The organism is Paenibacillus haidiansis (assembly GCF_036553665.1).
GTDB lineage: Bacteria > Bacillota > Bacilli > Paenibacillales > Paenibacillaceae > Fontibacillus > Fontibacillus haidiansis.
Map to the genome: position 1 here is coordinate 775359 of NZ_JAZHPZ010000001.1, position 24050 is coordinate 799408.

A 24050-nucleotide genomic window follows, 5' to 3' on the forward strand; every position below is an offset into this window, starting at 1 on the left:
AGATTGAATTGTATTCGCACGCAAAAGAACAAAATAAACCCCTAAGTCACTCATCGAAACTTAATGTGAACGCAATTTAGGCATAATCGCATAGGCCAACAAAATCTGTATCCGGCATTTCTTTAAAATTTCTGCGTTTGAAAGGTTGTTAAATTGTCAGAACGATTATAGTTAATTTATTTTGATTCATGGTTCTTTCCATAAATATCTTGTTATATAACATTTGAAATTAATCTAACTTTTTTGTGTTACAATATTTGTCATTTGTCCTTGGCCTTCCGCTAATAAATTTTGATATCACCAATTCCAACTCTGCAACCCTTGACTTAAGTTCGTCATTTTCATTTAATGGCATTTGAATGTTTGGTAAATTATCGGGAAGTGTATCTCCTATTGCAATTCCAGATGAATCCTCAACCAAAATGAAATTTACATACTCTTTCTTAATCCCATGAATAGTTCTGCTTTTGGCCTTAATCGATGTATCTGTTACCGATATTACTTCTGGAATGATATCAACAACAGCTTTAGCAGGATCATTTTCCGGCACATTGCTATAAAGAATTGCATCCATAAGCAGTCCCTCCTATTAGTCATTTGTTATGATGTTACCATCGTCAATGTACACACATCTGTTAAAACTTCTCGAAGTAGTACCAAAGGTCACCCATCCAAAGATAGTTGCATCTTCGCCTGCCACCCCGTATGTCATTTGGCTATCTGATACTGAGTCAACATCATTCAAATACAAAGTCCCTCTATTAATACTTACCCCATTGGTTAGCTTATTTCCTGTTCCTTTGGCCCCTATGATTACATCTTCTAAATAAATTTCAGTAGTATCGTAAAAAAGAAGGGCTGTCCCGAGCGTTCCATAACAGGTGATTCCTTCCAATGTAATTCTACATCCTGGATTGTCAGTCGCGTATACAGGGTTGTATCCGTTTCCTAGCAAACTTGCATCAAGATTAAGCGTATTGCTATTTTTATGGATAAAGATCCCGACACCATAGTTATTTCGTATGTCAAATGCAGCCACTGTTACTGCACCACCGCCCAAATCAATTATGTCAATTGTTCCGCCAGCAAAGTTATCTATCCTAACCCTTTCATTATAAGTGGCAGCTGATGCATTCATGATGTTAATACTTCTTTCATAGGAACTTACTTTTGGAAGTAACGATATGGCTTTGGTAATTGTCTTGACAGGAGCGGTATTGGTCCCGGCATTATTATCGTTTCCAGTTAAACCATTAACAAAAATACTTATACTACCCGTTGGGAGCGAATCAACATCCTTATAAGTAGAGCCATTAAGAAATTGAAGCTTCCCATTTTGAACCCTTGTTGCTACTCGTGTATTCGTTAAATTTGTTACACCAGTATTTGCAGTATTAGCCGTTGTTTGAGCAGCGGCAGCCTCCGTTCTAGCTGTATTTGCTGTTTGCTGGGCTGCTGCCGCGTTTGTTACAGCCGTATTTGCTGTTGACTGAGCTGTAGCGGCATTTGACTTTGCCGTGTTTGCTGCTGTTTGCGCCGTTGCCGCTGCATCATATGCCGCCTTCACCGCCTTCTCCGTGGCCGCCAGGCTCTCTGAGGTTCCGCTTGTGGAATTCGAGAGCCGCACAATCCCCGCCTCAGTCAGAGAAGCCGGAGGAATCTCAATCTCAATATCCTCCAATTCCTCTCGAACTTCCCCCATCGCCTCATCAATCTTATCCCAGTTATCATTCAGCATCGTCTGAATGTTGAATGTATCATTTCCATCCGTGACCGGGTCTTTCTTCAATAAATTAAGATTAGGTGTATTACTAGCCAATCGAACCACCTCCTGCAAATTTCGATAAAGGGATTTGTTCCATTTCGCTCAGCTTTAAAACTCCGTGCAAATCTTTGATCAACAAGTAGCTGAATGCATATTCCACGGCCAAATGAGCTGGTTTGATCTCTTCAATAACCGCCTTAAGATCTTCCAAGTTGGGAGGGATCCCGATCGTGTCGATGAACTTGATCGTAAAAGTCCATTCCGCGGGTTGGAAGGTCACGTCGACCGTTCCGCCGTCGTAGGCTTCGGCGACATTTTTGATCACTCGTCCGGAAAATTGGCCGGTACCGCGCAGTTTGGATTCGACAACCGCACGGCGCTGCTCGACCGGCTTGGCCGGGTCGGTTGCGATCCCGAGCTCGGCTTCCCACTGATCCAATCCCCAGGTCGCCGACCGGACAAAAAACTGATCCAGCGTTTCGTTTAACGCTCGGTAAAGCTCGTCCAGTTCGCTTCCCTTGGCATTCATATCCACCCGGATAATCCGGGAATTTTCATAATACCCCGGCAGATAGGAGAACATCTCCTTGCCCAAAGGGCTCGTCATCACAGCACTACTCATGCACATCCACCGTCCCGAGCACCGCAACCTGGCCGAAGTTAATTGGTATGTTCGAATCGCTCAGGCCGTTTACCGTCAGGTTGGAATAATCGATAATCGATGAAATATCCAACAAAACGGAAGCGATCCGAGTCACGCGGACGAGCGAATCGGAAAAAGCGCTATGCTTGAGATAAGCGGTAACCCCGCTTTCAAATTGGTCCTGAACCTCACTCAGCGAAGCGCCGGATGCCAGCGTGAGCTGAACGGAGATGTTAATCGGCACCTCTTCCGCCGCCATCACCGTGACGACCGGGCCTGCCGGTGCCACGCCTTCCCCTTGACCGTCCATCGTCGGATCGATGTACTTCTGCACGGCCGCCACAATATCGGAATTGGCCGCGCGTTTGTCCATGTCCAGCAAATATAGCCCCACGGTCCCCGGCCCATTCCAAAGTGGCTCGACCTGAACGCCGCCTACCCCGGAGACTTCCCCGGCCCATTGAATGTATTGCGCCTTGTTTCCGCTCGTTCCCTGATTCCGCACACGGGCATAAAAACGTTCCAACAGCGACTCATCCGACTCCACATCCGTGCCGCCGGTGATGGCTTCCGGGTTCGTTACCGAGATAATCCCGCTGATCGGCACGGACATGATCTCGATGACCCCTGCGGGGATATTTCCGTCTTTACCGGCAACCATGGCTACCACCGGAGCCATGCCTTCCCCGTTTTCGCCCAATGTTACGGCGGCCGTCGTTTGAAACTCGATGCTCGCTTCCCCGGAGATTTCATCCGCGGGCGTAGCCACAATCGTCCCCGATGGGATTGTTTTCCCGGAGGTCCCGGTAAATTTCACGAAGCCCGTCGAGGCCACGGCCTCGCGGCGGCTTACCCCGTGCTCTGCCGCGCGCAGCGTCAGATAATCGCCGTAGGTGGTTCCGGCAAAGCCGTTTTTCAGCACCTGCCGGGCCCACCCCGCCGCCTCCGTCAGCACGAAAGCGACGGGAGCCTGGGCGTCCCAAATAAAAGAACCCTCGGATTTGTCGATATCCGATGGCACTTTTTCCAGCATCCGCTGCATAATTTCGTCTTCTGTTTGCTCCTGCAAAAAAAGCGGCAGCTCCGCCATCAGCTCACGCTCCCTTCCAATGTTAATTGTTCGTCATGAATATTCGTTACCCGGCAAGTAAAATAACAGCATTCGCCCTCCCAGGTAAAAGTAAACTCCTCCACGCCGGCCGTACGGGGATCCACCAACAGTGTTTCCCTGGCGATCCGTTGAATCTCGCTTTCCTGTACGGCCCGAGTATAGCCCTTGCCGATCAGTTCATCGAATTCCTGCCCGAAATTCCGCGAATAAATGAGATGTCTGTAGCGCGGGGTGCGGATCGCTTTCTGGCACCACATCACCCAGGCTTCCGTGCCGTCGGCCGCGGCGATTTTGCGCGTGGGGGTCATGACGAATTCCCCTTGATCAAAATCAAACCGCCAGCTTCGCCCGAATTGAACACCCTCGATCGGCATTTCCGCCGTTTCCCCGGTGTCCCAGGATCCATTCATATCTTCGGGAAAAAGATTAGCCACCTCTGCCCACCACCTTGCATATCACAATTGCGTCATGCCCTCCGTTCAGCGGGATGACAAGTACCCGGTCCCCGGGCTTGAATACCGGCTTGAGAGAAACTTCTTCGGTTTCCGACGGTTGAAAAGAGAACCCGCCCTCTCCTTGAACATTTCTCCCTTCGCCATCTTTAATTCCGGTAACAGTCCCGGAAAGCTTCAATTCCGGCAGCTTCAAAGTTCCCGGAAATTCCGCCACCATATAGTCGCCGATCTCATGCTTGAACTGGTCCAGCTTCAACCCGGAAGCCGTAATCGTGCCGAGCTCGGCGGTAATCCCGGAGAGAGCTTCTTTCGTTTTGTGGAGGGCATTTTCCCGCAAGGTAACCGCGAGCGCCGTATAAGGATTATTGCTCAAGAAAATACCTCCTTTTCACATCTTCAAAAGTAGACAGCTCCAGCGTCATGTGGCCGGGCTCGCCAAGCTGGTGATTCACCGACGTAACGATCAGCCCCATACCGTTAAAATTCACTTTATCCCCGGCGCGAATCGTATTGAGATCCGTGCAGGAGACGGAATAGCTTGCCCCTTTGCCTTTAAGCATGGATTCGCCCAGTTTTTTGGCGGCATCGGCTGTTTTGACATCCTCATCCTGAACGATCTTCTGAAGCACGCCGTACTCCGCCGTCTGCCCTGAAACGATCGCCAGCACAGGTGTCAACGCATTCTCATTGCTTTCCGTGCCGAGTACTTTGACTTTGGTCACCGTTTCTTCCAGCGTGCGGCTTTGCGTCGCTTCTTCGATGCCTTCCAATTTCCATACCGTTTCATTGCCGCCAATTTTGAACAGACCCAGCCCGGAAGGAGTCATCCGGGGAATATACATTTCCCCGCCGGATTTTACCGTTTCCTTCAGATCGGCCATAATCATGCTGTAAATCGTTTGGGCACGGTAAACCGATTTTTTGAGTTTGGTTTTCGTATCGGGGACGTTCGCAAGCTTGATATTCCAATCGGCGGCATGCTTTTTCAAGCGTTGAGATGCGGTTCCCCCCGCCGCAAAAAGACACTCGTCCTCCGACTTCGCCAAATAAATCGTACGGTCATAGACCGTCAGCGTCATATGCTTGGTTTGGCTGATCGAACTGCTGCAGTCCCACACTACGCCGGGATGGAGCAAATAAACGGGGTTGGTCACGCCGAACGGCACGCCGCTGATTCGGATCTCCTGTCCGGGCTCGATGCCCGGGAAATCCGCCGAAACTTTTAGGGTAATGGACCCCTGATAGGCGATCTGATCAAGCGAATCGCTGAGGGAAATGCTTTCGATCAGCTCGCGAAGATAATACTTATTTTGCAGCACCACCTCGTAACTCATGACGGCATCACCAGCTTTTGACCGGGCTTGATTTTGTTCGGGTCGGGGCCGATGATTTTGACGTTTGCGTTATAGATCGCCTGCCATTTGGCGCTGCTGCCCAGCTCCAGCTTGGCGATTTTCGACAGCGTATCCCCGGATTTGACCGTGTACGTTTTCGGCTTCGGCTTCGTATCCGGACGGGATGGCTGGGCGGTTTGCGCCGTTTGGGCGGCCGCCGCGTTCGTATGCACTTTCATGTCCCGCCAAGTACGGGCCGTCAGATCAAAATACACGTCTCCGGGCTCCCCGCCCTTAAACGTGGTGTTGTGCGCGGAAATCGTCACCAGCACATTGACCGCCGTTTCGGAAATAATAAGCCTCACCGGCGTGATACTGTTCATCATCCGGGTGAGCTCGTTCATCGCTTCCTGGGGATCGGGGATCTCGCTGTATTTGCAATAGCTAGCATCATACACCGCCGGAAAAAAAGAAGAGAAGGCGATTTCCTTCACCTTCTCTCCGGACGGAAAGTCATATTCCCCGAGAGACATGATATTGACCGTCTCCAGCGACTTCTGCCGGGAAATCGTAATTTCTTCCGGATTCACCGGAAAGAGAAAATCTTTTCCCGCTGCGTCTATCAAGTGAATATCCATGCGCGCTTCCCTCCTTATTCCATGTTTTGCATCGCCAGACGGATTTCGTTATTAATCATTCTTGCAGTCACATTTCCGATTTCCTCGTAATTGAGTTCGTCTTTATTGTTCACTGAAAGATTTACCGCTCCGGAAGGGATCGTAACGTTGATGGTTGTGCTCTGTCCCGGATTCTGAAAGCTTTCCATTATTTTAAGGATGTTCAGATTAGGTAAATTTTCATTAACATTACTACCTGATAGGTTGTTGGGATTCATAGAATTATATTGCATTAAATTTTTATCGTTTGATTGTTCACTAAACCTGTTATTACTTAAATCGCTATACAGTATAGAACCATTTTGTGAATTAACAATTTGCACTAATCCATCATCAGATATACTATACTTCCCATCACCACCTAAGACTTCCCAGTTAGCTTTCATCGATTTCCACAGATCATTAAAGTAATCATTAACCAAATAGTTCCCCTGGTCTTTCAATTTTTCGAAAAAATTCATATTTTCAGCGGGTTTCTCATTTTTCTCAGAAACCGATGGCTCAGTTAAAAACGCCCAAAATCTTTTAGGTATTGTTTCCGCAACATCTTGCAAACCCTTCTCTTCATAAAACTTTTGAATTTTATAAGAAGAAATCACTACTCCGGCTGAAAATGCTATAGGTAGAGCTATTTTTCCGATATTTTCGACATTATAAATTAATCTTGTAAGCCAATTTCTATGGGTGAACGAGCGTGGAGGAAGGCTTTCCGGAACTTCCAAACCTGCCCCTCCTGGAGTTACCTTAGGTGTTGTAGTTACGGTTGTTGGTAAGGCCGGAGTCAGATTTCCCTTTAACCGTCCCTTACTAATCAGCTTTTCTCCAAATTTCATCAATAACTCCACTATTACTGCCATTACTAATTGTTCTCCAAACTCACTAGCTTTTTCAGACCACTTTGATGCCTTATCATCTTCTGTTTTGTTCTTAGACTGTATTTTATTCAAAGTATCCGTAACCTGGTTAGGATCAAAAGTGCCCAGAAATGCTTGAAAAAACTGCTCCCCCGCTTTTCTTCCAGCTTCTGCATAAGGTGATCCGTTCTTTTCTTGCAGCAGATTTCGGTCCTCTTCCGCAAAATCGACTCTCCTTCTGGGTAACATCTCTTTTGACGGTTCGGCTAGTCCTAGTGCCCCCATCATTGCATCTTTCAAGCCGCTGCCAAGAGCAGTACTTATAGTAGATGAGATCTGCTTCATGGTGGCCTTTCCTTCGGAGCCCATCCACTCCGAAAATGAGCCGCCAACAACCTCGTCCCAATCCACCCCCGCCACCGAAACTCGCCATCGTCTCATACTCATTGCAATTAATGAAGCTTGGATTTTCGCAGCGGCAGTGGACACTTGATCCCCAAGGCGAACGATTGGGCTGACCTTAGTACGCTGAATTTGCGACAAGGTACGCGTCACCTTCTCAGCCGCCGAAGAGAAACGGTCGTCCAGCGAGATTTTTGGCCCGATTTTTGTTTTGCCCAAGATCGCGGCGCGCTTCTGCGTTTGCTCCAGCAGCTTATCCAACTTACTGAGTTTTTTCTCCGTCTCGTCGATCTCTCCGCTGTCCACTTCAATTTCCAATCCCAAAATTTCTTTATTAGCCACATGCCACCTCCTTTCTCCGTACAGCACCGGCCGAAAGCGTTAAGGCGAGGAAGGCGGAGACATCAGCTCCAGCTCCCTCTCCGAAAAAGCCCGCAGCAATAGGCGCTCTCCTTTGGGAAGAGACCAGAACTCCCCGGGGCGAAGATGATGCCGTGTCCACAAATGGAACAGCAGCGTCGTCATGCCGCCGGAGTCGATCAGTTTTTTACGTCGTCGATGTCTACCCCAAAGCCGGAAATTTCGAGCACCTTGTCGCCGACCGCGTCCAGTTCCCCGGCCAGCAGCATACGGCGCACCGCCTCTTCGCCACCGGACAGCTTCAAGCGGCTAATGAGCCGGTCGTCGCCCCAGCCGCTTAATTTCACGCTTTGTTCGCCGCCTTGCTCGAGCTTTTTAACGACTTCCAAAGCCGCCGTCGCTTCCTTAATGAGCGCCGCATTGAACAGCTCGCTGTCGATTTTTTCCGTTGTCTGGCCTTTCGTCGTCTTGCGGATCGTGCAGCGCTCGCGAATCGAATCCACCTTGCTGGACGTCAAACCCCGCAGGGTAATCCGCAAACTCAAACGGCTAATAAAAACGGTCTCTTCCGGCAGATTCGCTGCCGTCTCGAAGAGACCGTCCAAAATGTCCTGTTCATTCAGTTGTTCCAAACTCATCCCAGAGCTTCCTCCCTTAACGCTGTGTTATTAAAATCAGGATACCGAAATCGGGTCTTTCAACTCGTACGATTCAAACGTAAACGCCGTTTCTTCCGTCACTTCTTCGCCGGCCGTCCAGTTGGCGAGCTGGATTTTGTCAACCATGCAGTTGATCAGCTCGATTCGTTCAAAGCCGTAAGCTTCCGGATCATCGAGCTTGTGGATAATCGAAAACTTCTGGAAGCCGCGTTCGATCATATCGGACGAGACTTTGTAGCCGCTCATCGTGCCGGTGCCTTTTTTGCGGCCCAGTTTAAATACGGTGTAATCCGTACCGACGAGGTTCAATTCGCGTTTCTCCGCTTCGACGCTCGCCTCCAGATGGTTCAGGTTGGACTGCCACACCCCGTCGATAAAAATCTGGCCGTACGTCCCCATAATGATGCGGCCTGGATCAAGATATTGTGCCATTTGCTATTCCCCCTCAAAATTATTGCACGTAAAACGTGCCGAAAATTTGTTCCATCACATCGGTGTCGTCCGCCGTCCACGCCAGGAATACCTGATCGTCTTCCGGCTGGTATTGAGCCGTGCTGCCGTAGAAGCGCGGATCCAGCGTCACATCGAAACCGGTGGATTCAATGACATTGTCCAGCGCCAAAGATTGCAAATATTGCTTCCCGGCGCCGATCAGCGCAAGGCGTCCTTCTTCGGTGTTGTTCACCTTGCCGATATAATTGTCCTCGGCGGTGCGCTGCAAATCGGCATTGATTTGATCGAGTACGCGGATTTTGCGGATTTTCTTCCAGCCTTTGTTCCGGCCTTCCTGCAGCGTAACCAGCGTGTTCACGCCGCGCAGCACCTTCACCTTCCGCCCGTCATGCACCAGCAAAAAGACGCCGTTCTGCACGCCCGTCTCCTGCTCGGACCGGGTCCAGCGCCGGGTCACGTCCTCAAACGGCGCCGCCGCATACGTGGTCGATTCCTTCAGGGACTGGCCGGCAATCAACCCGGCTACCCACGCGGCAACCTGGGCCGAGGAATACGTTACGCCGTTCATAATCGCACCCGTCCCGACGTTGACGGCTCCTTCAAAATCGATCGCCGTACTGCGCGAAACGGCTTTGTTTACCGCATCCGCTCCGGAATCCTCGGCCGCCGTGCCGCCGAAGGTCGCGATGATGCCTTTTCCTTCGCCGCGGACACGCTTCAGCCAGGATACGATACTGGCCCGCAATGCGGCATCGGTCACTCCGTCGAGCGTCAGCACATGGAAGTCCTGCGTCTCAAAAGCCTCCGTGGCTTTTACGTAATCCGCGTTCGTAATTCCGGAAATGCCGCTTTCGCCGAAGGCAAAAGACACCCCGGATACGTCGGCGAGAATGCCATCTGCGATTTTTTCCGCGATGATCCAATGGTTGCCCGCATCATTGTTAATGGCTTCCACGGCCCGGTCCGCTTCCCCGTCACCGATCATGATGGTGCGAAGCAAAGTCCCGCCTTCATACAGCTTCAATTCCTTGGTGTCGGCCAGGGACAAGCTCGGTTGAATCGTGACTTTAAAATCGTTGCCGCGCTTGCCTTGGTATTTCGCTTTAAGTACAACGCTGTTTTCGGCTGCCGCCGTATTTTGCAGCGTCAATTGCGCTGCCGCCGCCGAGCTGTCTGCGATCCGGTAGGCAAGCAGTTGCTTAGGTCCGCCCAGCAAAGCGAGATACAGCGTCGTATACGCGGTTGCGCCGTCCGTCTCATCATCCGAAAACAATTCCCGGATCGCGGATTCATTGTTTACCTCGACGAATTGATTCACCGGTCCCCAATGGGCTTTTACCGGGGCCACCACAACGCCGCGCGCGCCCGGCTGGATCGCCGTTCCCGCCGCGCTCACAAAATTCATGTACAAGCCGGGAAGCACCGGCTGATTACTTACGCTCCAATTTCCTCCTGCCATATTACTGCACCTTCCTTTTCAAAAATTGTTGGACAAGCTGTTTTGCCTTTTGAACACTTAATGCCTCCGGGCTAGTCCCGTGTACGGCACCGATCAGCACTTCCGGCTTGACGCCCAGAAGCGTCTGGCTGTTTTCGGCCAGTTCACCGAGCGAATAGACCGGAACTGATGCAGGAGTTGCCTTGGTTTTGGTCGATTCTTTTTTGGTCGTTTTCAATGTTTCTCACCTCAAATGGGATTCATAATGAACGAATTGCATCAGCGGCGCTCCTTCTTCCGCCAATTTGGAGGCTGCCGTCCTCCGGCTCAAGCTCACCGTAAGCGGCCCTTCCTCCGTAGCCTCATAACCCGTGGCCTTAGTTTTGGTACTAACTTCGGGACTGACCACCCTGACAAATTTCCGTTCATCCGCCGCAAGCGGAATTTTTACCGCCGAGCCTAAAGCCTCCACCAGTTGCAGTAAAACTGCGTGTTCCTGGTTGGCATCCTGGGCTTGAATAAAAGCGGTCAGACGCTTTCGCACCTCGTAATGCAACGGCCCGCTCGGAACGACATTCATCTCCGTAATCCGCCACAGGATGGAGGGCGCGAACGCCTTTGCCGGCCAATTGCCGCTGTAAACGGACCAGTCCGCTCCTAAGGTGTTCTGTGTCCAGGAAACTAGCATCGAGAGCCAAGGGTCACTGGTAACCTGAACTTCCTCGGTCAAAGGACGCGGGGATAGAACTGCGAATTGTAAATTCCGTGTGATTGCATCGCGTTCCTCATCGACAATGTCCGAACCGGATTGATCCTCGAAGAACGTGATCCAATTCCCTATGGATTCATCTGCAAGTAACTGCTTGTCCAAGACTCCGGTAATGGATTCGGTCAGCGAATCCAGTTCTGTAGTGGTGCCGGGTGCCCTGGAAGCGTAAAGGCGGATCTGAATAAGATGCCTCAGCCCTTTCCAAGGACTGCCTGCGCTATCGGCTTCATGGGCCAGGACCGCATAAGGTTTGGCAAGATTCATATCCGCTGGGGCTGAAGCATAATAGATTTCTTTTAGCCCGGGAACGGATTCCAGCAGCTTATTGCGGATGACAGCTAGCGTTTGGTCAAGAATGATATTTCACCTCCTTTCCGGTATGCGGCGAGGTTGCGAGAGAAAAACAAAAAGCCGCTAATATAACAGCGACTTTTTGTTATTTCGAATTCTGCGGAGTCCCGCGTCTCTCACTTGTTTTCCACAATATAAATTTACCATGTAAATCTTAGGATGAATGGACAAGCATCGGGCTAAAACCGGACAAACGGGCGGCCATTCTCAGGAAGTAAATTTCTGAGAGAATTGTATGGCAACTTTACTAATAAACGGTGCCGGTAATAAGCTCGAATTCCTCCGGGGTGATGACTCCGAATGAGACATATTGTCGGAGCTGTCCCTCCTTAGCCCATTTCTTTTCGTAGTAATATTTCAGACGCTCAAAATCATTCTCAAACATTCTATTCGCTCCCTTCGTTCACGGATTCGAGTCCCAGCACTCGGAGCTCCAGGCCAACTACCTGTGCCCCGAGCGCTTCGTTCTGCTGCTTGATTTCTAGCGCCTCAAGCTCTCGGGTAACCAGTTCGGCCCCGATCCGATCCAACTCGGTTGGCTCTTGAGGCTGAGGTGCCGTCAGAGCTTCGATTTCTTCCGGCGTCAGGCCTTCGCCCCATAGCTCCGGTTGCTCCGGCGCAGCGTATACCGGGGGCTCGCCGCGCTCGCCTTCGGGGAGTGAGGCCCAAGCAGTGTATGCGACTTGGTAGACTTTTTCGGCTGCGGTGGTGGCGGCTTGGTAGGTTTGCCAAGCTGGCAGATTGAAACGTGGTGAGTATAGGGCCTTTGGTGCGGGAATTGGTACGATATAACCTGACGTTTCATTCTCCTGTCCCGATATTACATTTCCATCGTTTAATAAAGCGATGTACCTTCCATTTCCCAAGTTCGGTAAAGTACTTTCTTTATCTAAATTTAGCAGTATACCTCCATCTAACTTTCCAATTTGAGCATAACTTTGAACAAAGTTATTCGAATCAAGAATCACTGACAGTCTCATAGTCTCACACCTTTACACCCGATATTTTTGCTAATTTAAGCGTATCCGAAGAAACACTGTTCGGGGTTGCCACAGGAACTACATAATTTACTGTCGGATACCATTGCCATAAATTGGTAAAAGAGAATACCGCAGAATAATTATTCAGCAAATCCAATCTCATTTCTGAGATAGAAAGTGCTAATGAACTTCCTGTATCCGTTATATTAGGCTGTCTGCAATAAAAATAACTCCTATCTTTATACTGCCAAATATGATCAGTATAACCGTTATTATTTACAGTAACTTTTAAATAATCGAATTGTGTAATATCTACCGGAAAATTAATTACGGTTCCAGCAGTACCTACGTTACCGCTAAAAAGTTCTACTATTTTTGATTTTGGAATTTGCTCTACGACACTTACACGGTGCAATGCTTCGGCTATACCTGAAGTTAGATCAGACAGTTGCATATTCTCATTCATAGCAACGTTTCCGCTGATTGGCTGGATGGGAAATTTATCGAGTTTGATATAGGTAACTGAATAAACTCCGGATTTATTATAATTGGAGTTGTTTATGCAGGCCCTTTCTTTGCCAAATGAGTCACCATATACTGTAGTACCTGATAGTTCTATCTTCCAATTATTATCTTTCAAAGAGTCATCATAAAGGCTCAATATTTTTAGTGTCTTGTTTTTTAAACGTGATGCTTCCCATCCAACATATGAACTATTTACATACCAGCTATCAGTTGTTGAAAAGTACTGGGGTGTAACTCTCTCCCGTAACACAATCCCCGTACCAATTTCGATCATATTTTTCCCTTCATGCAAAGTTAATGCACCTTCAGATACAATCGGTTCGACGATTCCGGAAGTAAGGCGATATAAGAGTTGGTAAGGAGTATACCCCTGGTCATTCATCGTTGTCGGTAAGGTTGTTGTTCCGCTACTAGCTACAAGTCCAGGAATCCCACTCACACTGCCGACTCCACTATAAATTTTACCCCATGACTTTGTGCCAGTACCGTTATAAGGTTCTCCTGTTGCAGACCCCCCAATATACATCCTCCACCCCATAAAATAAGCTTTAATCTCATCCACAGATGGAACATACGCCGAAGTATAACTCACAACAATATTGCTTGTACCAGATGTTGGCGCTGTGGTAAAAGTGATCACATTTCCACTCACCGAAAAAGCTGTCGTAGCTACTCCGCCAATTTTAATAGAAATTGTACTAGGTATCAGTGTATTAGTATTAGTCGGCGTCAATATATATGACTTAGTAGCTCCATCCCCACTGAACGTGTCTGATTCTGCAAGTTCCCCCCATCCACTATCAGTATTTCGTACTGTCATTTGAATTTTGTGGTTAAAGGATGAATTAAGAACGATCTGGTCTCCGCCCGTGAAGGCGGATGTATCGCCTGCCGTAAAATTTGTTAATAAGGAGCCATTATACTTTGTTGCAACCTGACTATTAGTAGCCGCTCCATTGCCTTCGGAAAAAGGAATAGTTACACGTTTGTATCCTGAAAAAATAGCCCCCGTAGGATGTTGCCAATCTTGTGACCCATCTAAAACAACCTTCTTCCATTTCGCTAGTCTGAAGTATTGTCCGTCTTTTTCAAATAATTCGTCAGGGCTGCTTCCGTCCGTTGGATTTGCATGTAACTCTGTTTGAAAAGCAAGCATAGTGTCTTTAAGTGGTTTAAATGTTTTAGACTCAGAGCCCAGTGTCAACATTGGGTTTTCCAAAGTAAAAGTACCTATTCCAATATTGGTAAATACTATTTCGACAAATTCTGCTCCATTGGGCACAGTGAATTTTAGTGAGTGCAGTCCTGTTTTGAATTGAGGAGTAATAATATTTAAATCGGGAATTATAGCTCCAGCAGAATCATATGCTCTTATATGAATATATCCGCCAACATCTCCAGAAAATTCTCCAGAAAATATAAACTTCTCACCTACTGGGAGTGGCATTCTATAATAAGTGTTGTGAAAGTCCGCCGTTGCATTAATTTGGGCTTTATATCGTGAAATCACACTCAATCTTGGATGTTGAGTCCACTCATAAAACGGCGGCAATAAATTTTCCCCATAACGGATCACATAGGGACTATCCACACCCTTAATACCTTCTGTATATGGGTATTTTAATTCAATTTGTGCTGTTGTCATGCCAGAAAGGGCTATATACTCATCTTTTGATATTTCATATAAACGAATAGAATTCACATTTCCAGTCAGTCCTATCGAACCGCCCTCAAAACGAGCATATAATCTAAGCGTATCTATCGATTCAAGTTCCGTTGGAGAGAAGGATACAAAGAAAGTTTGAAAATTTTGATTCGTGTGATAGCCTGATGATTTAACAACAGTAAAATCGCTCTTTGTTATTCTTAGATCGGCTCTCGATGATGTTCCAATTTTAATTGAAGCTAGTGCAATATAGTATTTAGATTTATCAAATACCGAAAAATCTTTATAAACTCCAAATGCCGAAGTACCAGTTGAAGTGACTAATAAACTTGTTTTGGCGGAAGAATTTGTGGATGTATCTAATGTTACAGTAGCAACTGAAGCAGCAAGTCTATTAAGCACTTCGCCTGAGCCATCACTTCCCAATAAATTTACCAACGTCCGCCCCCTCACCTCCCCCAACCTAAACCGCGCGTCGCGCTCGGCGGAGATGACCTGCAGGCCCGGCTGCAGGGTGATGTCGGCGTACTCGCCGGTGTCGAGGCGGGTCTCCAGCTTCGAGATTGCCGCGGCGTGGCTGTTTAACTCCTCGCCCAACTCGTTCATATCTTCCGGCCGCACGGTGTCGTGCAGGTTCCAATCGGTTTTTGCCATTAGGATGCAGCCTCCTTTACTTGAATGGTGTGCAAAAGCAGCGTGTCCGAGGCGATCGGCACATACACTTCGTTCGAGCTGATCACCCGCCCCGAGGCATCGGCCAGCTCGATCTTGGTCACCAGCGAGATTTGCGAAGACGGGATCATATACTGCATCCCGATCGTCGACTCCGTAACTTGCTTGATCGTGAAATCGGCGATTTCCACGGTATCGTTCAAAATGACTTTGGCAATTTTGGTATTCGTGTAATTTGCGATTTCGGTTAAAAATCTTGCTTTCATCATCTTACCGCCACCTCCGGTCCCAGCTCGGTAAAGGCTTGCTCGCCGAGCTTCCAGGACCCGTCCAATTTGTAATTCCACGTGATTGGCCGCGCGGCGATCGTCTCTTCCAGGCCGATGACATCAGCTAACGATGTCTTCTGCCGGTAAATCAGATTCGCCGGCTTGATCACGCTAACGGTTCGTTCCACTTCCTTAAAAACATCCGCGTTATCGATATTCGCCGTGACAGTCAGCACGTATTCGGCTAGATCAATGCCGACCAGCGTCATCCCGCTGCCGACCAAAAAATCCAGCCGCTGCTGCAAATACCGCACTGTAAACGGCGGCTTGGTCGAATAGCGGTTGACCAAGCGCTTGCGTCGGAAATCGAGGCTTTCCGTCTTGGGATCGGCCTGGATGCCGAGCATTTTCTCGCGCCGTTTGATCGCCTGCTCCGAAGCCGTCATGACAAACTGGTCATCGAGCAGCTTATCCATAGCTTCCTGGACGGTAAGGAACTCCGAAGCTTCAATTTCCGTCAATGCAACGAATTCCGTCACATCATGATAGAACTCCGGCAAATAGTCCAGCAGTTTATTCACTAAGCACGACCTCCCCAATCACGGGGATCTGCTCGCTGTCCAGCGACAAATTCGCCGCCGAACCGTTCAGCATTGTTTGCGATACATCGACGACGCCGGGGACGGTTAGCATCCGCGATTCGATCTGAGCCACCCGCACGACAAGCGAGGCTTCCGCAGCCCAATTTTGCCGGAGCTGGAGCAGATAGGCGCCGATGGCGGCTTCGATATCGCTACGTACCTGCCCGATGGTTGTCCCATTGGACAACGTGACCACGGCTGAAACGGAGACCATAACCTCTTCCGCTCCCGCGATCGTTACCCGGTGTCCGATGGGGGCGAACCCCATGCCCTGACCGCCGTTTTCCTCCGGATCGATCAAGGTTTGCACCTCCGCGATCAGCGCTGCCGACGGCGATGCGTAATCCGTCGTTATCACCGCGGCTTTGACAGTACCGCCGCCGTTCCAAGCCGGGAAAATTTTCACGCCCCCGACCCCGTCGATCGCCCCCAGCTTCTGCTTGTAATCCGCGATATTGCCGCCGAACGGCTGCTCATTCACGACCTCCATGTACCGCTGACGCAAGGCGTCATCGGTTTCGGCATCCTCGCCCGGGACAAGCACGTCGGATAGCTCCGCGCGAGCCAAGCTTTCCACATAATCGATCGGCAAAAGGGTACCGAAATCCCGGTTTCCCGCTGCGCCGGCCGTTTCGCATTCAAGCAGCCATTCCCCGGCCGCCAGTTTGCTGACTGCGGTATAAGTAAGTTCTTTGGTAGAAAAACGGGCGCCGGCAGGTATATCCAAAGGAACATTTCCGGACGCAAAAAAGAGCCCCTTACGCCTTGCTTTCGTAGCGGGCTCCCTGTTGATGCCGAACTCCTGCGTGCGCCGGTCCAAAAATTCGCCAGTCGCCGTATCGGCAAAGGACAGCGTTTGGTTGTTTTCCAGCTCGATGTACATTTGCGCGAGCTCCGCGGCGGCAGGGGCCAGCGCGTCATAAATGACGCTGCCTTGACGCTTGTCTATCGCGGCGGGGACCCGCCCGAGCATCCGCGACAAAATGGCCTCATAAGTCACACTATCCGCCATAAGTATTCACCTCCGATCTGAAATCGCCAAATATCGAATGCACCGTGAAGCTGGCGACCGCTTCATCCCCCTCCGTCGTGATTTCCAAATCCGTTACCTCCGAAATCCGGTCATCCTGGAGGAGCGCTTCCGTAATCCGCCGTTTAAGCTCGGCCCGCACATATCCCGGACTTCGTCCGATCAAGCCCTGACTTTCGAATCCGTAGTTGCTCTCATAGATTAAATGGGCGAACCGTTCCGTCCGAAAAATTTTGCCGCACGCCTGTTTCACCGCATCCAAGCCGTCCGTCATTCCCGTAATCGCATTGCGCTGAAAATCTATGGCATAGGTCTGGCTGGTTTCCCGGACGATCTGCGCATCGCCGGTCAAGCTTCCGCCAATCGGAATCATGACGTCACCACCTTGTCCCAGACGACATATTTCTGACCGCCTTGAACCCGCAGCAGCAGCACCGTATCGCCCGTTTGCAGCCCCGGCCGGATGACGAGCTTATCCGTCAGCGCGTCCTGGGTCGCCCCGCCGCCTGACAGATGGTAATGGGTCAGATCGGCCTCATACCGCAGCAGACTCTCCGTCAAAATTAAAAAATCCTCCTCGAGCGTCAACCTTTGGTCGACATTCACCTCGAGAGGATTCGTGCGCGTTACCTTGCCGAACAGCACGGCCACCGGGTTCCCGGCGCTCACCGCGTCGCTGCCCAGCTTACGTATTTTATCTCCCAGCGCCATCAGATCACCTTCAATTCCATGCTTATCGTATAATCTTCGCCGCTGAAGCTGTGCGAGCATTCCTCCACCAGAAAATACTGGTCGATGCCCAAAGCCGCGATGTTCGCGGCCACATAGCAGCCGGCCCGCAAGGCGGGATTGCCCAGCGCTTCCAGCTTCAGCTTTTTCGTTTCCCGGTTTTTCAGCTGCTGCAGCATATCGAGCATTTCCGCAATTTGCGCCTCGTTCTTGTCGTCGTCCACTTTTTGCAACAACTGAAGCCGTCCCCACTTCGCGATATTCGCGCTGTCCTGAACGACATACGTGTCTTGCTTGCCCGTTTCCTGATTGTCCCGGATCAGCTTGATCCGGTTATAGGTGTCGTTGTCGATGCTTTTTTCAAAAGAGTACCCGTACATCAAGCTTTCATCGCCGATGACCAGATCCAGCTTCATCTCCTCCGCATTCCGCAGGGCCAGCGCCCCGAAATCGTCATAGAAATTATAGGTGATCCCGGTATTAATGATGGTATGATCAAGCGCTTTGCAGATCGTATCGATCATTTTCTGATCCTCGACCAAAGTGGGAATTTTATATTTCGTATCGGAAATATGTCCCCATTTGAGACCCGCATCGTCCGCGATCCGCTTTACGACGGCACCGGCGGTCATATTTTTGAAGGCATAGGTTTCGCTTGAGGATAAATACCGGATCTGGTCGTAACATTTCACACTGACGTCTTCATCCTGACCGCTCCCGATCGTAAAAACATAGCCGTAAAAAAGCGGAGTTCCATCCCATTTGGCCCGTACCACAGCCCCGTTCGTCAGCGTCATTTTATCGCCTTTGATCATCGTAAAATCAAAACTGCCCGGCTTGCCTATCCGCGACGTTTTCCAGGTGGCGTCGCTGACGAGCTCGGAAATGTCCCAGACGACGCCGTCTCTGTTGTCGAGCAATACTTCAAGCATATGGCGGCTCCTCCTTTCACGGGAGTTTGATCACTTTGCCGATCGGCAGCTTTTTGAGCTCGCTGTCCTTGATTCCGTTCAGCGTCTGGATCTGCTTGTATTTGGCCCCATCCCCTAGAAAACGCTTGGCGACCTTCCATAAGGAGTCCCCGGCGACCAGGGTGTAGGTTTTGGGTTGAACCCGCGTGTCCGGCCGTGCCGGCGTATTGGCGGGTGCCGTACTCGTCTCCGTGCCGGTTTGCGCCGCCGCAGCCGGTTCGGCGACTTGAACTTTCCTCGCGGAAAAAGCTCGGTATTCTTTGAGCGAGATTTGATATTGAATATCGCCGACCGCGCCGCCGCTTTCCGACCAGGTGAATTTTTCGATGCTTACGAACAAGCTGACTTCCATCCCGGTCAAATTGACGACGATCTTGACGGGCAGCTTCTTTTTGCGCCAATCCTGGATTTTCTTGAGGTAAAAAGAGGGCGGCAGCCAGGCTTCTTCTCGCGGGATAGCCGCCCCGGGGAACCAGCGCGCGGGTAGCAGGCCGTCAAAAGCGATCTCCACCGGCTTCATGTTCTTGATGATATTGATTTCGCCCAAGCCGGAAATCTCGTAGGCCTTGCTGTTGCCGGCTTCGGAGAATTCGATCTTGTCCGGCAGCACGGGCAATGCGATCTCCTCTGCGTCTGCGTTCACGGACAGCGTCAATGAATATTCGCTCATGCATACACCCCCGCCGCGGAAGATGCGATTTCTTCTTCCAGTGTCTGCTCGATTCTGGCCACGATCATATCGATGTTCGCCTCATTCGAAACCGGCCCTGTCGTCACCTGAACGGTCGGGGTCAAGGAGACAAAATTTTGGATCGATTTCATCTCGGCCAGTTCCCGCATCATTTTCAGATCCTCGCTGCTGATCTCGACCTCTTCCTCCACGCTTCCGATCTCATTCACCCTGCCGACATTCGGAATGTTGCCCGGAAGACCGGACATCTGGCCGCCGGAATCGAACGCGCTTGCCGCATTTGGACCGGCCGTAAATGGACTGGAAGATGCATCCAGTAGATCGGAAGGGTTTTGTGACTGATCCTTATAGTTAGCCAAAGAATTATATCCATTAACCCCGACATCATAACCTTTATTGCTAAAATCGCTGATCACCTTATATTCCATACGCTCAAGGCTGACGACATTTTTATCGCTGACCGGGGCCTCCCAAGAGTCCATCATGCTCTTGAAATTATCGCTAATAGCATGAGAATTCGTTTCATCGAGAAATTGACCCTTTACACTGTAATTTGTTCCGAAAACATTGTTTATTTTTTCCAGCAACCAGTCAATGCCTTTCAGCACCCCATTAATCGCGGCAACAATTGCTTTCATAAATCCCCCGGCAAAATCCTCGGCCGCCCGCAGCATATTGTAAATGTAATTTCCAAAAGTCATTGCCAGATCATAAATCAGCTTCTTAATGGCATATACCGGATCGATAAACAGGTTGATCCAGAATTCAACGAAAGAGACAAGCAGGTTATAAACTAAAGCAAATATGTTGTAAATGTGCGCATAAAGCCCAAAAAATACAGCCACTACGGTCCCGACGATTTCCTGGGCGGATACGCCGAAATATAAGAGCGCGCCGACCAGTAGCCCGATCAGTCCCGCGATGAGCAAGATCGGCCAATTGATTAGCATCCATTGACCCACTTGAATTAGAAGCGGTTCGACCATATTCCACAAACCGATAATCATTTGGGGAATGATGACAGCTGCAATTGTAGTAAGCAGCCCCGCCATAAGCGGCAAATTATCTGTGATGACCGCGATAAACTGCTCCGCACCCGAAATTAACGGATCAAATAAAGAAAATACCGAGTCCAACGCGGCCCCCAGAACGGACATGAACATCCCGACTGCAGGACTGTTCAATATTTCGCTTACCTTACTGATGATCGGATCGAGATTCTGAATGGCTGTATTTTTAAGATTAGTGAAGTGATCGCTAAACGTCTTCGGCACTTCGGAGAACTTGCCGTTAATCTCGTCCGTCGCGGCAAACATCGCGTTCTTGATAACGTCCGACGAAAGCGCTCCGCTATCGGACAAAGATTGCAGCTCCGTTTTGCTCATTCCGGTATACCTGGATACCGCGTCGGCCAGTACGGGGGCATATTCCATCATTGAGCTAAAATCACTGCCCTGAAACTGTCCGGCGGCCATCACCTGGGTCAATTGGCCGGTCGCGCTTTGCTGGTCGGCTTCACTTGCCCCATCGATGCGATAAGACTTTTGCAGCAGTTCCTGGAACGCGATCAGCTCATCGTTGCTTTTGAAAGCGTTTGGCGCCGCTTTTCCCATTTCGGCAACACTGTTAGCCATGCTCATGTAGTCTCCCCTGCTTCTCTGGGCGGCGGCAAATACTTTGTTATGCAATTGATCCGTCGTTTGCAAATTGTCATTCACCTTGTCGAGCTGGTAAAAGGTGTTCACATATGCGTCGCTAAAATCCATGGCGGGCTTTAACTGCTGGATGGCTGATTTGGCTTTGTTGTATGCAGCAGGAATATCGATCCCCATTTGCTTGATTTTTGCTCCAAAATTACTCTGGGCCTTGTCGGCTTCCTTTGTCTTTTCTGCAATATTAGTTTCTGACGCTATCACTTTATTCTGAACATTCGATAGTTCCTTATAAGCTTTAACAGATGGCGTAATGCTTGTATGCATCCCCGTCGACACCGAGTCCAATTGTTTGTAATAACTTTGGACCATTCGCATCGTTTTGTCGTACACCTGCACAGCATTAGACATCCCGTCATACAATTGCAAAGCGGTGGACATCGTTGGCATAAGCTTCGGACCTCCTTTCCAAAAAGCATGAAAAGCACCCTCCGAATATCAGAGAGTGCTTCGATTTTTATAGAATAGTTTCCTTGATGGGCACGTCCTACTTTTTCGCCGCTTTTTTCTCCGCCTGGATGCGCACCTGGATCATGGCGATGAGCGCCGCCTTTTTGCGCGGGTCCAGCTCGACGAAATCCCACGGCATGATGTGAAGCTTGTGGAGGGCGTAGTAGGCCACATTCGCCTCACCGTCGCCCTCTAAAATCAGTTTTTTACTTCATTCGCCAGCTCGTTTACGTCTTTGTCAAAGCCGTTGATCTCCTGCACCTTTTGCAGCAGGGTCGCGTATTCGCCGGGCAGCAGCATTTTCCGCAGCAGCTGATCCGCGCCGAGTACACCGTACGATTTTTGAAGCTCGGCATCCTTCAGATCGGGGAAAACAACGCTGGCGACAACCAGCTTGGCCAGGTATTCGTCCGAATTCGTATCTAGCGTGACGATCCCTTTTTCCTTGATTTTACGCTGGGCGGATTTCCGGATCGCCTCGTTTTCCTCCTCCGTCATGCTCCGCAGCTTCCAAGGGACCGGCTGGCCGGCCTCATCCTTGAAGCGGGTGGAAATGATCGCCTCTTGGGTAATCTCCGAAACGACATTTTGCGCAAAAAACAGGCTCAAATTACTCATCGCGTTCTCTCTCCTTTATACTCCCTGAATCGGGTTGAATTGCTCCAGAATGTCATAATCCTCAAAAGTAAACGGCATTTCCTCGTCCAGCATATCGTCGCTGGTGGCGTCGAATTTGGCGGCGATTACACTGTCGAGGTTGCAGTTTTTGAGGATGACCGTTTGTTTTCCGGCGCTGCTGCCGGGCTGCTCGTTAATAATTTGCAGATCGAACCAGAAATCGGTGCCGGTCTGAATGTACTTCCGCATCAATTGCCGGAACACCGAGGATACGTAATAGATCGTCAGCGTACCGCTGCCCTTCCAGCCGGCGGAGCGCTGCGGCGTATTCGTTCTGCCCAGCACGGGGACGTCAACTTTGTTCTTTTCGATCGTGGCTTCTACCGTTTTGGCATAAAAAAGCTCCTCATTGCGGCCGTCGATAATGACGTACGCTTTCCCTTGTTTCCCGCTGATTGCATCCTGTTTATTAAAATAGGCCATGGGTTACTCCTCCTTATTTAACGGAAACGTTCATATAGATTTTTTCCGGGCTGTCTACCGGCTGAATCGCTAGCGAGATCATGACGGCATCGACTTCATCCCCCTGCAGCACCTCGATATCCGCCTGGGAATCGAAGTTCTGGATCGCGCCAAGTCCCTGAAGCCGCTCCAGATAAGCGATCACTTCGCCTTTCAGCAAATTGCGGCCGTCCGCGTTGTTATCGATTTTACCGATATAACTGTTGCTGAAAACTTTCCGGATATCGTTGGCCGTCGAGTCCAGCACGCGTACCACGCGGTTCTTGCTGAATTTCTTATCCTTTTCGGGAGTAAAAGATTTCAGCGTGTTGATATCCTGCTCGATCACCGCCTGCCCGTTGGATACGCTAAGAACCAGCTCCCCGTTGCCAAGGGCCCGGACAATTTCAGAATGTGTATACTTCGGCGAAACGTCGACCGTATTCGGAATCGCCGCATAGGTCAAGGATTCATTCACATCGGCCGCCGCTTGCATCGCCGCGATTTCCCACAGCAAATCCGTCGGCTCGACCACGACTCCGTCGGAAGTGACGACGCTGTTTTTCAGGCTGATAACGCCCTCATAGTCGGCACCCGGATAATCGTGCAGCACTGTTTGAATCTTCTTGCCTTCTTCATCGCGAAGACGCTTCGTAAAAGCAACGGCCAGCTGCTTAATCGCCGAATCCGTCACCGGCACGCCGAGCACGTTGAATTCCTCCGCTTCAAAAGCGGCGAACGCATCGGCGTATTCCCCCGCCGTTCCGGCTCCGTCGGTGCCTCCTTCGAGCGGGACCCCCGCCGTCTCGGTAAATTCGCCGGTGCCCGAGAAGTCCACATAGTCGTTTGCCGCCAGCTTGTCCACGGCGCTTACCGTTTGAACATCGACTTCCTCACCGTCCAGCAAAGTATGGACGTCAAAAGCTCCCGTTTGATCGATGCTCGCCTGCACCACGATCTGCAAATCGTTGCCGCGGGTACCGGTATATTTGGCAGTCGCCGTTAGATTGCCGATTGTCTCGGCCGCCTTTTTGCCCCCAACTGCTCCTACACGGTAGATCAAAAGCTTGCCGGCATGGGCCATCGCCGCGGTAATATGGGCGATTCTTTCGTCCGTCGGCCGAAAGCCGAGCTGCGGCAAAGCCTGCTCCATGTAAGTATCCGATTCAAGCGTGGTGATCCCGCTTTTCCCCCATGTGAGCGGGGCCGGAATGGCCGCGATCCCCCGATCCCCGAGAGTGCCGAGCGATTTGGCCTCCGATTTGAAATTAATGTATACGCCGGGTCTTACTTTGTTTTGCACCGTAAAAGTTCCGCCTGCCAT

At 50.1% G+C, this 24050-nt stretch carries 29 protein-coding genes; all 29 read right to left on the reverse strand.

What is annotated here, in order from left to right:
• Nucleotides 1–229: 229 nt before the first annotated feature.
• Nucleotides 230–574: a hypothetical protein gene (locus V3851_RS03615; RefSeq protein ID WP_331845103.1), complete on the reverse strand. Its 345-nt coding sequence runs from the start codon at nucleotides 572–574 to the stop codon at nucleotides 230–232.
• 15 nt (nucleotides 575–589) lie between these two features.
• Complete coding sequence (locus tag V3851_RS03620; RefSeq protein ID WP_331845104.1) at nucleotides 590–1819, reverse strand: tail fiber protein; 1230 nt, start codon at nucleotides 1817–1819, stop codon at nucleotides 590–592.
• On the reverse strand, nucleotides 1812–2387 hold the full coding sequence (locus V3851_RS03625; RefSeq protein ID WP_331845105.1) for a YmfQ family protein: 576 nt from the start codon (nucleotides 2385–2387) through the stop codon (nucleotides 1812–1814). The genes V3851_RS03620 and V3851_RS03625 overlap by 8 nt, the downstream gene beginning before the upstream one ends.
• Nucleotides 2380–3498 (reverse strand): baseplate J/gp47 family protein, encoded by a 1119-nt coding sequence (locus tag V3851_RS03630; RefSeq protein WP_331845106.1) that lies wholly within the window; start codon nucleotides 3496–3498, stop codon nucleotides 2380–2382. The genes V3851_RS03625 and V3851_RS03630 overlap by 8 nt, the downstream gene beginning before the upstream one ends.
• The gene (locus tag V3851_RS03635; RefSeq protein ID WP_414859249.1) at nucleotides 3498–3953 is read right to left on the reverse strand and encodes a DUF2634 domain-containing protein; all 456 of its coding nucleotides are present in this window, start codon (nucleotides 3951–3953) and stop codon (nucleotides 3498–3500) included. The genes V3851_RS03630 and V3851_RS03635 overlap by 1 nt, the downstream gene beginning before the upstream one ends.
• A complete protein-coding gene (locus V3851_RS03640; RefSeq protein WP_331845107.1) occupies nucleotides 3946–4347 on the reverse strand; it encodes a hypothetical protein in 402 nt (133 codons plus the stop codon). The genes V3851_RS03635 and V3851_RS03640 overlap by 8 nt, the downstream gene beginning before the upstream one ends.
• Nucleotides 4337–5308, reverse strand: coding sequence for an XkdQ/YqbQ family protein (locus V3851_RS03645; RefSeq protein ID WP_331845108.1), 972 nt, complete (start codon nucleotides 5306–5308; stop codon nucleotides 4337–4339). The genes V3851_RS03640 and V3851_RS03645 overlap by 11 nt, the downstream gene beginning before the upstream one ends.
• On the reverse strand, nucleotides 5305–5946 hold the full coding sequence (locus V3851_RS03650) for a LysM peptidoglycan-binding domain-containing protein (protein WP_331845109.1): 642 nt from the start codon (nucleotides 5944–5946) through the stop codon (nucleotides 5305–5307). Before V3851_RS03650 ends, V3851_RS03645 begins: the two co-directional genes overlap by 4 nt.
• Nucleotides 5947–5960: 14 nt before the next feature.
• A complete protein-coding gene (locus tag V3851_RS03655) occupies nucleotides 5961–7583 on the reverse strand; it encodes a hypothetical protein (RefSeq protein WP_331845110.1) in 1623 nt (540 codons plus the stop codon).
• A 197-nt stretch (nucleotides 7584–7780) separates the two neighbouring features.
• The gene (locus V3851_RS03660) at nucleotides 7781–8239 is read right to left on the reverse strand and encodes a phage tail assembly chaperone (protein WP_331845111.1); all 459 of its coding nucleotides are present in this window, start codon (nucleotides 8237–8239) and stop codon (nucleotides 7781–7783) included.
• Nucleotides 8240–8275: 36 nt separating this feature from the next.
• Nucleotides 8276–8692, reverse strand: coding sequence for a phage tail tube protein (locus tag V3851_RS03665; RefSeq protein WP_331845112.1), 417 nt, complete (start codon nucleotides 8690–8692; stop codon nucleotides 8276–8278).
• A 19-nt stretch (nucleotides 8693–8711) separates the two neighbouring features.
• Entirely contained in the window at nucleotides 8712–10172 is a 1461-nt protein-coding gene (locus V3851_RS03670) for a phage tail sheath family protein (protein ID WP_331845113.1), read from the reverse strand.
• A 1-nt stretch (nucleotide 10173) separates the two neighbouring features.
• The gene (locus V3851_RS03675; protein WP_331845114.1) at nucleotides 10174–10389 is read right to left on the reverse strand and encodes a hypothetical protein; all 216 of its coding nucleotides are present in this window, start codon (nucleotides 10387–10389) and stop codon (nucleotides 10174–10176) included.
• 6 nt (nucleotides 10390–10395) lie between these two features.
• A complete protein-coding gene (locus tag V3851_RS03680) occupies nucleotides 10396–11184 on the reverse strand; it encodes a hypothetical protein (protein WP_331845115.1) in 789 nt (262 codons plus the stop codon).
• 334 nt (nucleotides 11185–11518) lie between these two features.
• Nucleotides 11519–11656, reverse strand: a complete 138-nt coding sequence (locus tag V3851_RS03685; RefSeq protein ID WP_331845116.1) for an XkdX family protein — start codon at nucleotides 11654–11656, stop codon at nucleotides 11519–11521.
• Nucleotide 11657: 1 nt separating this feature from the next.
• Complete coding sequence (locus V3851_RS03690) at nucleotides 11658–12137, reverse strand: hypothetical protein (protein ID WP_331845117.1); 480 nt, start codon at nucleotides 12135–12137, stop codon at nucleotides 11658–11660.
• A gap of 118 nt (nucleotides 12138–12255) precedes the next feature.
• Nucleotides 12256–15096, reverse strand: a complete 2841-nt coding sequence (locus tag V3851_RS03695) for a hypothetical protein (RefSeq protein ID WP_331845118.1) — start codon at nucleotides 15094–15096, stop codon at nucleotides 12256–12258.
• The gene (locus V3851_RS03700; RefSeq protein ID WP_331845119.1) at nucleotides 15096–15383 is read right to left on the reverse strand and encodes a ketopantoate hydroxymethyltransferase; all 288 of its coding nucleotides are present in this window, start codon (nucleotides 15381–15383) and stop codon (nucleotides 15096–15098) included. The genes V3851_RS03695 and V3851_RS03700 overlap by 1 nt, the downstream gene beginning before the upstream one ends.
• Nucleotides 15380–15964 (reverse strand): putative phage tail protein, encoded by a 585-nt coding sequence (locus V3851_RS03705; RefSeq protein ID WP_331845120.1) that lies wholly within the window; start codon nucleotides 15962–15964, stop codon nucleotides 15380–15382. Before V3851_RS03705 ends, V3851_RS03700 begins: the two co-directional genes overlap by 4 nt.
• Nucleotides 15957–17036 carry a baseplate J/gp47 family protein gene (locus V3851_RS03710; protein WP_331845121.1) on the reverse strand — a complete coding sequence of 360 codons (1080 nt, stop codon included), beginning with the start codon at nucleotides 17034–17036 and terminating at the stop codon, nucleotides 15957–15959. The genes V3851_RS03705 and V3851_RS03710 overlap by 8 nt, the downstream gene beginning before the upstream one ends.
• Nucleotides 17026–17427 carry a DUF2634 domain-containing protein gene (locus tag V3851_RS03715; protein WP_331845122.1) on the reverse strand — a complete coding sequence of 134 codons (402 nt, stop codon included), beginning with the start codon at nucleotides 17425–17427 and terminating at the stop codon, nucleotides 17026–17028. Before V3851_RS03715 ends, V3851_RS03710 begins: the two co-directional genes overlap by 11 nt.
• Complete coding sequence (locus V3851_RS03720) at nucleotides 17424–17765, reverse strand: DUF2577 domain-containing protein (RefSeq protein ID WP_331845123.1); 342 nt, start codon at nucleotides 17763–17765, stop codon at nucleotides 17424–17426. Before V3851_RS03720 ends, V3851_RS03715 begins: the two co-directional genes overlap by 4 nt.
• Nucleotides 17765–18715 carry an XkdQ/YqbQ family protein gene (locus tag V3851_RS03725; protein ID WP_331845124.1) on the reverse strand — a complete coding sequence of 317 codons (951 nt, stop codon included), beginning with the start codon at nucleotides 18713–18715 and terminating at the stop codon, nucleotides 17765–17767. The genes V3851_RS03720 and V3851_RS03725 overlap by 1 nt, the downstream gene beginning before the upstream one ends.
• Nucleotides 18716–18731: 16 nt before the next feature.
• Nucleotides 18732–19424, reverse strand: a complete 693-nt coding sequence (locus V3851_RS03730; protein WP_331845125.1) for a LysM peptidoglycan-binding domain-containing protein — start codon at nucleotides 19422–19424, stop codon at nucleotides 18732–18734.
• Nucleotides 19421–21547, reverse strand: coding sequence for a tape measure protein (locus V3851_RS03735; protein ID WP_331845126.1), 2127 nt, complete (start codon nucleotides 21545–21547; stop codon nucleotides 19421–19423). Before V3851_RS03735 ends, V3851_RS03730 begins: the two co-directional genes overlap by 4 nt.
• Nucleotides 21548–21644: 97 nt before the next feature.
• A complete protein-coding gene (locus V3851_RS03740) occupies nucleotides 21645–21779 on the reverse strand; it encodes a hypothetical protein (protein WP_331845127.1) in 135 nt (44 codons plus the stop codon).
• 26 nt (nucleotides 21780–21805) lie between these two features.
• Entirely contained in the window at nucleotides 21806–22225 is a 420-nt protein-coding gene (locus V3851_RS03745) for a phage tail assembly chaperone (RefSeq protein ID WP_331845128.1), read from the reverse strand.
• Between the two features lie 15 nt (nucleotides 22226–22240).
• Complete coding sequence (locus V3851_RS03750; RefSeq protein ID WP_331845129.1) at nucleotides 22241–22708, reverse strand: phage tail tube protein; 468 nt, start codon at nucleotides 22706–22708, stop codon at nucleotides 22241–22243.
• A 13-nt stretch (nucleotides 22709–22721) separates the two neighbouring features.
• The gene (locus V3851_RS03755; RefSeq protein WP_331845130.1) at nucleotides 22722–24050 is read right to left on the reverse strand and encodes a phage tail sheath family protein; all 1329 of its coding nucleotides are present in this window, start codon (nucleotides 24048–24050) and stop codon (nucleotides 22722–22724) included.